Annotated in this window: 10 protein-coding genes; 3 read left to right on the top strand and 7 right to left on the bottom strand. The window is 72.9% G+C overall.

Features of this window, described 5'->3' with window-relative positions:
- Positions 1-52: 52 nt before the first annotated feature.
- The 6 genes from ACRDSK_RS13125 to ACRDSK_RS13100 all read right to left on the bottom strand — a co-directional run bounded on the left by ACRDSK_RS13125 (position 53) and on the right by ACRDSK_RS13100 (position 5,308).
- On the bottom strand, positions 53-205 hold the full coding sequence (locus tag ACRDSK_RS13125; protein WP_431440783.1) for a SapB/AmfS family lanthipeptide: 153 nt from the start codon (positions 203-205) through the stop codon (positions 53-55).
- 27 nt (positions 206-232) lie between these two features.
- Positions 233-2,818 (bottom strand): class III lanthionine synthetase LanKC, encoded by a 2,586-nt coding sequence (lanKC, locus tag ACRDSK_RS13120; protein WP_431440781.1) that lies wholly within the window; start codon positions 2,816-2,818, stop codon positions 233-235.
- Positions 2,819-2,971: 153 nt separating this feature from the next.
- Positions 2,972-3,256 carry a DUF2277 domain-containing protein gene (locus ACRDSK_RS13115; protein WP_431440779.1) on the bottom strand — a complete coding sequence of 95 codons (285 nt, stop codon included), beginning with the start codon at positions 3,254-3,256 and terminating at the stop codon, positions 2,972-2,974.
- A gap of 21 nt (positions 3,257-3,277) precedes the next feature.
- Positions 3,278-3,496: a hypothetical protein gene (locus tag ACRDSK_RS13110; protein ID WP_431440777.1), complete on the bottom strand. Its 219-nt coding sequence runs from the start codon at positions 3,494-3,496 to the stop codon at positions 3,278-3,280.
- 10 nt (positions 3,497-3,506) lie between these two features.
- Positions 3,507-4,244 (bottom strand): SDR family NAD(P)-dependent oxidoreductase, encoded by a 738-nt coding sequence (locus ACRDSK_RS13105; protein ID WP_431440775.1) that lies wholly within the window; start codon positions 4,242-4,244, stop codon positions 3,507-3,509.
- Positions 4,241-5,308, bottom strand: a complete 1,068-nt coding sequence (locus ACRDSK_RS13100) for a carboxylate-amine ligase (protein WP_431440773.1) — start codon at positions 5,306-5,308, stop codon at positions 4,241-4,243. The genes ACRDSK_RS13105 and ACRDSK_RS13100 overlap by 4 nt, the downstream gene beginning before the upstream one ends.
- A 179-nt stretch (positions 5,309-5,487) precedes the next feature.
- On the opposite strand from ACRDSK_RS13100, the gene ACRDSK_RS13095 reads away from it, so the two are divergent.
- A complete protein-coding gene (locus ACRDSK_RS13095) occupies positions 5,488-6,306 on the top strand; it encodes an SGNH/GDSL hydrolase family protein (RefSeq protein WP_431440771.1) in 819 nt (272 codons plus the stop codon).
- Here ACRDSK_RS13095 and ACRDSK_RS13090 read toward each other — a convergent pair.
- Positions 6,268-7,746 carry a phospholipase D-like domain-containing protein gene (locus tag ACRDSK_RS13090; protein ID WP_431440769.1) on the bottom strand — a complete coding sequence of 493 codons (1,479 nt, stop codon included), beginning with the start codon at positions 7,744-7,746 and terminating at the stop codon, positions 6,268-6,270. The genes ACRDSK_RS13095 and ACRDSK_RS13090 overlap by 39 nt on opposite strands.
- A 150-nt stretch (positions 7,747-7,896) precedes the next feature.
- Between ACRDSK_RS13090 and ACRDSK_RS13085 the strand changes: the two genes are divergently transcribed.
- Positions 7,897-8,271, top strand: coding sequence for a hypothetical protein (locus ACRDSK_RS13085; RefSeq protein WP_431440767.1), 375 nt, complete (start codon positions 7,897-7,899; stop codon positions 8,269-8,271).
- 11 nt (positions 8,272-8,282) lie between these two features.
- A complete protein-coding gene (malQ, locus tag ACRDSK_RS13080; RefSeq protein ID WP_431440766.1) occupies positions 8,283-10,211 on the top strand; it encodes a 4-alpha-glucanotransferase in 1,929 nt (642 codons plus the stop codon).
- The last annotated feature ends 73 nt before the right edge of the window (positions 10,212-10,284 follow it).

The raw sequence follows: 10,284 nt of genomic DNA, 5'->3' as shown, positions 1-10,284 counted from the left end.
CCAGTCGTCCGGGCCGCGGTCCGCCTCCGTGACGGTGTGGATCAGAGGTAGCTCAGTGGCAGATCAGCACGCTGAGGCCGCTGGTGCCGCCACACAGAAGGACGCTCAGGTTGCTGGGGCAGCTGTGGCCGGAAGCGGAGCTGCCACCGCCGTGGCCGCCGGTCTGGGGAGCGTTGTCCATGCCTTGCAGATCGAGAAGGGCCATCTCGGTTCTCCTTGCGGGGGTGATCATCTAACGACCCGCGCCGGTCGGCGCGGGGGTCTTGGGGTGGGACCCGGCGAGGCCGAGCAGAGGCGCGTGCACGGGCCCGTCGTGCCGGGCCGCGCCGAGCGCGAGCAGCACGCCCGCGGTGCCGGTGGCGAGGTCCATCGACAGGCGCAGCAGCCCGGTGCCGGGGAACGCCGTGCCGCCGCCGTAGGGCAGCGCGTGCCAGGACAGGTTGCGCACCTGGCGCAGCACGTCCGGGTCGTCGGCCGGCATGCGGCCGGCCAGGTAGAGCAGGATGCCGGCGCGGCCGGTGAACAGTCCCGGCAGGATGTACATCGTGGCCCGGGCGGCGCAGCGGACCCCGGCGCTGGCGCGGGCGAACTCCTCGTCGTCGCGCCGCGCCAGGTACTCGTCGAGCACGATCCCGATGCCGACGCTGCCACCGTCCACATAGGGCATTGTGCGCCAGCCCTCGTCGACCTCGAGCACGCCGTTTTCGCGCGTGATGCAGCGCAGCAGGTCGTGGCGCAGCGCCCGGGCGGCGGTGTCGAGGAAGATCTCCTCGCCGGTCTCGTCATAGGCCTTGATCAGCAGCAGCGCCTGGCCGGCGCGGCCGCGCAGCAGCCCGGCGTGCGGCTGGCCGCCACCGCTCTGCAGCCGCTGACCGTCGGCGGGCGGCTCGGGCAGCTCGGGAAGCCGCTCGGCGACGAGCTGGGCGGCGCGCAGGCCTGCTTCGCGCAGGCCTGGTTCGCCGGTCGCGGCGGCGAGGTGCAGGAGGTTCAGGCCGAAGCCGGACAGCCCGCTGGCGAGGTCCGGGCCGATCGTCTCCCAGTTCTCCCGCAGGCAGATGTCGACGACGTCGAGCGCCGCCTGCCGGTGGCCGAGATGGTCGAGTGCGTACGCGGCACCGTGCAGCCCGTCGTAGAGGCCGAGCCGGGTGCCGGCGGGCGGGGCGAGCACGCGGCGCAGCAGCCAGTCCTCGTGCTCGGGGAAGCGGCCGGCGCCGGTGACGTCGAGGGCGTAGAGCACGCCGGCGGCGCCGTGGGCGAGGCCGAGCCCGCCGACCGCGAACTGGGCGGGGTCGCCGGGGAAGAGCCGGTCGTCGCGGTCCGGGGTCGCGCTCGCGAGGATGGACTTCGCGAGCTCGTCACGGATGCCGGGCCAGTCGTCGAAGCTCGGCACCGGCAGCGCGGGCGTGCCGGGCGGCACGATGACGTCCACGGCGCGGTCGAGGAACTCGGCGGGGACCGGGAAGTGCGCGCCGATGATCTCCGCGAAGTGCCGGGCCTTGATCCGGTGCAGGCCGAGCAGGTTGGTCATCGGGAGGAAGAGCGCGAGCCGCAGGCAGGCCAGGGCGTATCGGTCGATGTCGAAGCCGCGGGTGTCACGCGGCGCGGCGAATCCGGGGTTGCCCAGGCCCGGCCGGACGTCCTCCTCGACTCCGGAGGTGACCTCGAAGTCCAGCAGGGCGATCGTGTCGTCCGGGCGCACGACGACGTTGAACAGGTGCAGGTCGCCGTAGACGACGCCGCGCTCGTGCACGGCGGCGATGGTGTCGGCGACCTGGCGATGGATGTCCACGGCCCAGCGGGTGAACTCGGCGTACCGTTCGGGCCCGGCGGCCGGGTCGATGAGTGGGTAGCGCGTGACGATGGCCTTGCCGAGCACGTCGCCGTCGACGTACTCCATGACGAGGAACCGGTGCTCGCCGAGCCAGAACAGGTCGTGCACGCGGGGGATGCCGGGGATGCCGGCGAGCCTGGTCAGCGTCTCGTGCTCGCGGCCGAGCCGGCGGACGGCGTCGTGGCCCCACATGTCCAGCCCGGCGTGCGGGCGGCCCTCCTTCAGCACGACCTGCTCGCCGGAGCGGGTGTCGCGGCCGAGGTAGATGCCGCCGCCGTTGGAGAAGTGCAGTACCCGCTCGATGGTGTAGGGCAGGTCGGTGGTGGTGACCGCGTTGCGGGCCTTCAGCTGCGGTTCGAGGAAGTCCGGCAGCGTCACCCACGGCGGCACGCGGAACACGGGGTCGCGCCGGTCCGGGACGAGCGTGCCGGTGTCGTCCTCGATGGCCTCGATGACCTCGCCGTTCTCGTCGACGGTGTAGCGGTGGGTGAAGGCGCCGTAACGGACGTAGAGCGGGCCGCCCCGCCAGCGCAGGTCGCTGAGGATGTAAGGGCTCGCCTCGCCGTCGAGGCGCTCACCGAGCTCGGTGAGGATCCGTTCGCAGGCGGCGTCGTCCTCGGGGTAGACGGTGACGAGCTTGCCGCTGTAGCCGCGCGGCGCGTACTTGGAGACGCGGGCGGTGAGGGCGGACTGGGAGCGGAGGAACTTGAACTGGATGCCGCGTTCGACGCAGTAGTCCCAGATGGCGTCGAGCACCCGGTCCGCGTTGTCCACGGCGGCCGACGCGTGGATCTTCCAGCCCTGCGCGGGCAGCGGCCGGCGCCGCGCCGGGTCGACGACGAACCAGTCGTCCTGCTCGTGCAGCGACCATCCGTCGGGCAGCGGCCGGCTCGCCGTGGCGAACGAGGCACCGGCGGTCTGTTCGGAGTACATCGCGTCGTAGAAGGCGGGGTCCGCCATGCAGAACTGCTGATACTCCTGGTCCATTCGCCATCGCTCCGCTCGCCGCTCGCCAAGTGGACGAAGCAATCGTGCGGCAGAACAGGGCTCGGCCAGCAGTGCAGAACGTCACCGACATACCACGCAGATGTCACACCCGACGTTGGTACGTTTCGCAGTATCCGGGACCGTTCGGGCGTGCTACGCCTTCGCCGCGGCCTCCTTGGCGGCGATGCGCGCCTGTACCTCCGGACGGCGCAGCGGCGGGAGGGTCGTCGGGGGCTGCTTGCGGGGCGGGAGCTCGGCCAGCAGGCGGGTCGTCGCCGCGGTGACCTCGGCCACCGCCGCCTCGAACGGGTCCCGCGTCTTGTCGGTCAGCGACTGGACGCCGCTGACCTTCCGCACGTACTGCCGGGCCGCCGCCTCGATTTCCTCGGGCGTCGCGGCCGGCTCCAGGCCTCGCAGGCCGGTGATGTTTCGGCACATGGGACCGAGCCTACGTAAACCTCACGCGGGCGGGACGAACGCCGGCACCCAGCCGGGGTCCTCGCCCTCGCCGCATACCGGGCACGGCACCTCGACCACCCCGCCGGGCATCTTGTCCACCCACACCATGCCGCTGGAGGGCAGCACCATCGGGCGGATCACGCCCTCCTCGCTGCGGTACTGGGTGACCTGGCGGCAGCCGTGACACACCGTCCGGACCGTCGTCGTGACCTCGTCCACGCGCCGCAGCCTACGACGGATCCGCCGCCGACTCGGGGGCCGCCCCGCGTACGGCCCGGCCGCCGTCCACCGCGAGCGTCACGCCGTTCACGAACGCCGCCGACAGCAGGAAGGCCACGGCGTCGGCCACCTCGGTCGGCTCGCCCACCCGCCCGACCGGATGCAGCCGCGCCATCTCGGCCTCGATCCGCGCCGCGTCGGGCGAGGCGGCCAGCAGCTCGGCGTACCGGTCGGTGGCGACCGAGCCGAGCGCCACCGCGTTCGCCCGGAGCCCGCGCGGCCCGTAGTCCACCGCGACGGCCCTGGTCAGGCCCTCGATCGCGGCCTTCGCCGTGGCGTAGGGCAACGCGCCCCGCACCGGCCGGGACGCCTGATGGGAGGACACGTTGACGATCGAGCCGCCGGGGGCGAGCCGGCGTACCGCGACCGAGCAGCCGACCACCGCCAGCCCCAGGTTCAGCGTGACCAGCTCCAGCACCTCCGCGGGCGGCGACGAGTGCAGCCACGCGTCCCGGAACACCGCCGCGTTGTTGACCCAGCCGTGCAGCGGTCCCAGCGACGAGGCCTCGTCGGCCGCCCGCGACGCCACGTCGACGTCACCCGCGTCCCCGGTCACCACGCGCAGGCGGGGATGCTCGACCGAGCCGGGCGTGCGGTCGAGGGACACCACGAACCCGTCGGCCAGCAGCCGCGCCACGATCGCCGCGCCGATGCCCTGCCCGCCACCGGTCACCACGTACGACCTCACCGCAGCGCCACCTCGTCGACCACGTCCGTCAGCTTCTCCCGACGTTCGTACACCGCACGCTGCCGGTCCGCACCGCTGCCCGCCGACCGCAGGACCGCGAGCCCGGCCAGCACGAACTCCAGGTCGGGCCCCAGCGCCGGGGCCAGTAGCTCGACCAGGTCGGACAGCTGGTCCGTCAGCGGGGCGAGCGCGCCGGTCACCGGGTGCAGGCTGCGGCCGCGCAGCCCCGAGTGCGACGCGCACCAGAGGTTCGCCCGCAGGACCGCCTGCGGCATCGGCGGCGCCGGTACGCCCGCGGCGATCCGGTCGAGCGCGTGCACGACGAGCCCCCGCACGACGGTCGCGAGCAGCGCCGCGTCCGCCGCCGTGGCCGCGACGTCCGTGACCCGGAACTCCAGCGTGGGCTGGTGCTCGGAGAGCCGGATGTCCCAGTAGACCATCCCCTTGTCCAGGATCGCCCCGGAGCGCAGCAGGGCGTCCACAGTGGACTCGTACTCGTCCAGCGAGGCGAACACCGGCGGCGGCCCGGCAGAGGGCCAGCGCGACCAGTTCTGGTACCGCCAGCTCGCGTACCCGGTGTCGAGCCCGTCGAACGGCGAGTTCGCGGTCAGCGCGAGCAGCGCCGGCAGCCAGGGCCGCGTGTGGTTGATGACCTGCACGCCCAGCGCCCGGTCCGGCATGTCGATGTGCACGTGGCACCCGCATGTGGCGCCCTCTCGCGCCGTGGCGCCGAAGTGCTCGGCCATCCGCTCGTAGCGCGGCTTCGGCGTGATCTCCGGCCGCTCCTGCTCCGGCAGCACCGGGCAGCCGCTCGGCAGCAGCCGCAGGCCCAGCGCGCGGGCCGACGACGCGAGCGAGGCGCGCAACGTGTTCAGCTGACCGAGCACCTCGTCGGGCGTGTGGCAGATGCCGGTCGCCGACTCGACCTGGCAGAGCGTCAGCTCGGTCTCCAGCTCCCCCTCGGCCTGGTGGGCGGCGTGGGCGACCTCCGGGCCACGGTTCGACAGCTGACCGTCGGCGTCCACGAGCAGGAATTCCTCTTCGACACCAACCGTAAGCGTCACGAGATCCAATTACCCTTCGTGCGAAATCGGCAAACGCTGACAGAAAGTCACGTATAAGTGCTACCTGTTCGCGAATTTCTACCGCATCGGGCGATTGCTTCGAACCACACCGGAACAGCAGGCTGTAACCGTCCGGTTCCCCCCTGCACCGGACAGTGGAAACCGTGTGGAGGCAGCCCATGCGACTCGTCCGCCTCGCCCTGCTCGCAGTCCTCGTCGGGGCACTGGCCCTCGTCGGCATCCCGGCCCAGGCGGCCGCCGGCCCGTACACCGCGCTCGGCGACTCGTACTCCTCCGGCGTCGGCAGCCGCGAGTACTACCCCGACTCCGGCGACTGCCACCGTTCCCCCCACGCCTACCCCGTGCTGGTCGGCCAGAGCCTCGGCGCGCCGCTGACCTTCGCCGCCTGTTCGGGCGCTCGGGTGCCGGACGTGCTGAACCAGCTGGGCAGCCTGTCCGCGAGCACCGCGTACGTCACCGTGTCGGTCGGCGGCAACGACGCCGGGTTCGCCGACGTGATCACCCAGTGCGCGCTGCCGTGGCCGTGGACGTGCACGACCGAGATCAACAACGCCAACAACTACATCCGCAACACGCTGCCCGGGCTGCTCGACGACCTCTACACCCGCATCGGCGTCCGCGCGCCGAACGCGCGGGTCGCGGTCGTCGGCTACCCGCGGCTGTTCAACGGCGAGGAGTGCAACCCCGCGGCCCGGATCAGCCCGGCCGAGCAGAGCTCGCTGAACCAGACCGCCGACCTGTTGGCGACGACGACCGCCGCCCGCGCCTCAGCGCACGGGTTCGACTTCGTCGACGTGCGCACGGCGTTCAACGGACACGCGGTGTGCGACGACGCCGAGTGGATCAACGGGCTGTCCAACCCGGTCCTCGAGTCCTACCACCCCAAGGCCGTCGGCCAGTCCTCCGGCTACGCCCCGCTGGTGCGCAACCAACTCGCACTAGCCATCGACCAGCAGACCCCGCAGCGGACCCTGTAGCCGGCCGGCCCGGCGGGAGACGCCGGGCAGCAGCGTGAGCCGGTGCGTTCGCGGCCTGCCGGTGGCCTCCAGCTCGGTCTGCTCCTCGGCGGTCGGGCGCCAGATCCGGTCGACCACCTCGGTCGGGTCGCCGTCGACGTCCTCCCGCGGCCGCTGCAGGTGTTCGGCCCACAGCCGCAGCCGGGTGGCCCGGATCAGGTCCCGGTCGTCGGTGGCCACGTTGACCTCGGTGTCGTTGAACAGCGAGTGCTCGTTGAGGTTCGCCGAGCCGATCGTCATCCACTCGTCGTCGACGATGCCGAGCTTGGCGTGGACGTAGACCGGCGCGCTGTCCTCACCGGCCGTCTCGTCGCTGTGCGCGTTGATCGTGGTGGCCAGTAGCAGCCGCTCGCCGGTCGGGTCGATCGCGTCGGCGGCGAGCATGCGGCCGAGCTGGCCGCGGGTGGTGTCCGCGCCGTTGGTCGGCTTGCGCGGCAGCAGCAGGACCACGCGGAAGCGCGGGTCCGGCGGGTCGCACAGCTTGTCGATCAGCACCTCGGCGACCTCCGGTGACCAGAGGAACTGGTTCTCCAGGTACACCAGCCGCCGGGCCGAGCGCAGCGCGCGCAGGTAGGCGTCGAGGATCGTGAACTCACCGCGCGGGGAGAAGTCGTAGGTCTTGTCCGGCACGGTCCGTAGCAGCTGCACGTTCGTGTCACCCGCCGGCTCGCACGGCTGCGTGGGCGGCAGCTCCTCGCCGGTCACCTCGGTCCACCGCTGGCGGAAGTGCTCGGCGACATCGGCCACGACCGGCCCGCGCAGCCGCGTCACGAGGTCGTGCCAGCCGAGCGGGCGGTTCGGCGGGTGCTCGACGCTGTCGTGCCGGTCGCCCTCGAGCGCGGTGAAGTCGAGGCCGCCGACGAACGCGATCTCACCGTCCACGATCACCAGCTTCTCGTGGTGACAGTGCATGGTCCGCTCGCGCGAGTCGAGTTCGCACCGCACGTTCGAGTCGCGGGTGAACTCCTCGCGCGCGGACCGCACGAGCCCGCGGCTCGGCTGGAAGACGGCCAGCGGCGGCCCGGCCCACAGCAGCAGGCGCACCGGCACTCGCTCGGCAGTCGAGGCCAGCAGCTCGCGCAGGGCCGGCTGGCCCGACTCGCGGACCAGCCGGAAGTCGGGGCTCGCGTGCCAGTTGGCGATGTGCACGCTGCGACGCGCGCCCTGGATGGCGGCCTGGATGACCGGCAGCGCCTCCTCGCCGTCGACGAGGACCTCCAGCGAGTTGCCCGCCCGTTTCGGCGCCCGCCCGCCGAACCGGTCCTGCGCGCCGTCCGCCCGCAGGACGTCGGCCCAGCCGAGCCGGCGCAACCGGCGGTGGTGGTGTGCACACAGGACGTGTTCGAGGCCGTCCCCGATTCGCTCGTCCACCTTGTCGATGACTGTCCGGAGCGTACTCACCATCCCATGTCACTACAGATCTTTCTTGATCGCTTAACGAGGTGATTTCCGTCCGTGGACTGGGATTTCCGGGATCGAGGTGCGAGGATCTGGGGTGAGCCGGCCGCGGGCCCGGCCGGCCCTGCGAAACCCCACTGCGGGAGGGCCACGGTGGCCAAGCGAAACCTGTCAGCCAACGTTCATGAAGAGTTCCGTGCCGGTATCCCGGCACCAATACTTCGGCATCGCCCGGCGCCTACGCCGGGCGAGCGCCTGCGCCGTGCCGTCGAGACGGCTCTCGCCGAGCTGAACTCGACCGGCAACCCGGACGACCCGACCCGCCATCGGCTCGACGACCTGCTGGTCGGCGGCCTGGCGTGGACCGCGGCCACCGGGGACACCTGCCGCATCGAGTCCGCGGTGCACGACGTGCGCACCGCACGCGACCGACTCGACGCGCACGACCCCGACGGGGCCAGGGTGGCCCTGCTCGCCGCTCGGGAAGGCCTCGGCCGACCGCTGCCGAGCCAGCGCGACGCGCGCTGACCCGGTCCCGGATGGACGCTGAGCTTCGTGCGCTCGCCGCCGCGCACGGTGTCGCCACGTGGTACGAGGACACCGAACGCCGCCGGATCGACGTCGCCGCCGACGTGGTGGTCGCGGTACTCGCGCAGCTCGGCGTCGACGCGAGCACGCCCGCGACCGTCGCGGCCGAGCTTGCCGACGTGCTCGCCCGGCACGGCCGCGCGTCGGTGCCCGATCCGTTGGTACTGCGCGCCGGCGAGACGCCCGCGATCGGAATGCCCGGCGAGCTGCGGTTAGCCGACGGCACGACCCGCCCGGTAGGCCACCACCTGCCCGACGACCTGCCGCTGGGCTGGCACACACTCGCCATCGAGAACCGCACGGTCAGCGTCGTGGTCACGCCGCCGCGGCTGCCCCCGCCGCCGCGGGCGTGGGGCTGGATGGTGCAGCTCTACGCGCTGCGCTCGGCCGGCTCCTGGGGCATCGGCGACCTCGGCGACCTGCGCACGCTGGTCGGCCGCTCCGCCGGGCTCGGCGCGGGCGTCGTGCTGGTCAACCCCGTGCAGGCGAGCACTCCCGTCACCCCGGTCCAGCGCTCGCCGTACTCGCCGTCGAGCCGCCGCTTCGCCAACCCGCTGTACCTGCGGGTCACCGACACCGAGCCGTTCCGCGCGGCCTCCCCGAAGGTCCAGGCCGAGGTGGCGGCGCTCGCGCCGGACGTCGAGCCGGCCGATCTGATCGACTACGACACCGTGTGGACGGCGAAGCTCGCCGCCCTGGAGCTGCTGTGGCGGCGATCGCTGCCGCAGCCGCCCCCGCCGGACGACCCGGACCTGTGCGCCTTCGCGACGTTCTGCGCGCTGGCCGAGCGACACGGGGCGGACTGGCGGAAGTGGCCGGCGGAGCTGCGCCACCCGCACGGCGAGGCGGTCGCGGCGGCGCGCCGGGAGAACCCGCGCACGGCGTTCCACGCGTGGCTGCAGCGGCTGTGCGCCGAGCAGCTGGCCGAGGTGCGCGCGGCGGGCGCGGGCATGCCGGTCGGGATCGTGCACGACCTGCCGGTGGGCGTGGACCCCGCCGGCGCGGACGCGTGGGCGCTGCAGGACGTGCTGGCCTCCGACGTCACGGTCGGCGCGCCGCCCGATGCGTTCAGCCAGCAGGGCCAGGACTGGAACCTGCCGCCGTGGCGCCCGGATAAGCTCGCCGCGGCCGGGTACCTCCCCTTCCGTGACGTCATCCGCAGCGTGCTCGCCCACGCCGACGGCATCCGGGTGGACCATGTCATGGGCCTGTGGCGGCTGTGGTGGATCCCGCCGGGCCGGCCGGCCAGCGAGGGCACCTACGTCAACTACGACGCGAACGCCCTGCTCGGCGTGCTCGCGCTGGAGGCCCACCTGGCCTCGGCGATCGTGGTCGGCGAGGACCTCGGCACCGTCCCCGACGAGGTGCGCACGACGCTGCGCGACCGCGGCATGCTGAGCTCGGCGGTGCTGTGGTTCCAGCGCGACGACCACGCGCCCGGCACGCCGCTGCTGGCGCCGAGCCGCTGGCCGGCCGACGCGATGGCGAGCATCTCCACCCACGACCTGCCCACGACGGCCGGGTTCCTGCGCGGCGAGCACGTGCGGGTGCGTGCCGAGCTGGGCCTGCTCGCCGACCCGGACGCCGAGCGGGCGCGGGCCGCCGCGGACCGCGTCGAGCTGCTGGCGGAGCTCGCCGAGCACGACCTGCTGCCGGCGGACGCGAGCGAGGAGGACCTCGTCGTCGCGCTCCACCGGCTGCTCGCGACCTCGGCGAGCGCGCTGCTGCTGACCTCACCGCAGGACGCGCTGGGCGAGCCGCGCCAGCCGAACCTGCCCGGCACCATCGACGAGTACCCCAACTGGCGGATCCCCCTTCCGGTGTCGGTAGACGAGCTGTTGGAGCACCCAGTGGTCCTGCGGGCGATCGAGGCACTGTGAGCGGCCCGATCGGCTGGTTCTCTCCAGGAGCCGCTCCAACGGCGGTAGCAGTGTCGGTGCCGACCCTTAACGT

It is taken from the genome of Actinophytocola sp. (assembly GCF_050699915.1).
Lineage (GTDB): Bacteria > Actinomycetota > Actinomycetes > Mycobacteriales > Pseudonocardiaceae > Actinophytocola.
This window is presented reverse-complemented; position numbering and strand designations above follow the sequence as displayed.

Excerpts from the sequence above, each read along its gene's own strand:
- ACRDSK_RS13125 (WP_431440783.1), bottom strand. The coding sequence starts at position 205 with ATGGCCCTTCTCGATCTGCAAGGCATGGACAACGCTCCCCAGACCGGC.
- lanKC (WP_431440781.1), bottom strand. The coding sequence starts at position 2,818 with ATGGACCAGGAGTATCAGCAGTTCTGCATGGCGGACCCCGCCTTCTAC.
- ACRDSK_RS13115 (WP_431440779.1), bottom strand. The coding sequence starts at position 3,256 with ATGTGCCGAAACATCACCGGCCTGCGAGGCCTGGAGCCGGCCGCGACG.
- ACRDSK_RS13095 (WP_431440771.1), top strand. The coding sequence starts at position 5,488 with ATGCGACTCGTCCGCCTCGCCCTGCTCGCAGTCCTCGTCGGGGCACTG.
- malQ (WP_431440766.1), top strand. The coding sequence starts at position 8,283 with ATGGACGCTGAGCTTCGTGCGCTCGCCGCCGCGCACGGTGTCGCCACG.